At 77.0% G+C, this 995-nt stretch carries 1 pseudogene; it reads left to right on the top strand.

Annotated elements, in window-relative coordinates:
* Window positions 1–995 (top strand): annotated as a pseudogene (locus OP04_RS55270) (LuxR family transcriptional regulator); the annotation flags it as partial.

The following is a 995-nucleotide window of genomic DNA, read 5'->3' as shown; positions in this document are numbered from 1 at the left end:
CGGTGACGCGCTCGCGTTCGAGCACGACATGCTGCGCGAGGTCGTCTACCACTCGATCCCGGCGCCGCTGCGCGACAGCCTGCACCGCAAGGTCGCGGCCATCACCAGTGTGAACGGCGGCGCGCCGACCGAGGTCGCGCGGCACCTGATGAAGGCCGGCCCGGCCGCGGTCGCCGGCCACGCGGACCTGCTGCGCGACACGGCCGCGAAGATCGCGCCGCTGGCTCCGGGCGCGGCCGCGGACGTCTACCTGCACGCCGTGAGCGGCTTCGGCTCCCACGACCCGCGCCAGGCCGCGTTCACCGCGGAGGCGGTGCCGCTGCTGGCCTCGGCCGGACGGCTGGACGAGGCGCGGCGGCACGGCGAGGCCGCGTTCCGCTCCGGGCTGGACGCCACCACCGCGGCACGACTGTGCCTCGGACTGGCCGAGGCCTGCAAACACGCGGGCCGCAACGGCGACGCGGTCGAGTACGCCAGCCGCGGCCTGCGACGCGGCGGGGTAGCGCCGGAGGTCCGCGCCCGGCTGTGCGCGGTCCGCGCGCACGCCCAGTTCTACGAGGGACTGCTGGCCGAGGCGGACCTGTCCGGCGCGGAGGCGCACACGATCGGCGTGGACCCGGGCGCCGCCGTCTTCGGGCTGACCGCGCGCTCGCTGGTCGCGGCCGCGCAGGGACGGCTCTCCGACGCGCTGACCCACGCGCGCACCGCGGTGGAGCTGGCCGACGACGCGGGCGGCGAGGCCGTGCACCGGCACCCGCAGATCTGGCTCGGCAGCGCGCTGACCATGCTGGACGTCCAGGACGAGGCCGCCGCGGTGCTGACCGCGGGCCGCCGCGAGTCCGACCTGCTCGGCACCGGCTGGTCCGGGCCGCTCTGGCACTACTACGAGGCCCAGCTGCTGGCCGCGCGCGGCACGCTGCAGGAGGCGGTGGAGACCGCGGTCGCCGGCGTGGAGCTGGCCGAGCAGCAGGCGATCTGGCAGCTCACCGTGCCGC

The organism is Catenuloplanes japonicus, from assembly GCF_000717135.1.
Lineage (GTDB): Bacteria > Actinomycetota > Actinomycetes > Mycobacteriales > Micromonosporaceae > Catenuloplanes > Catenuloplanes japonicus.
Note: the sequence above shows the minus strand (reverse complement) of the source record. Positions and strands in the feature narration are given on the sequence as shown.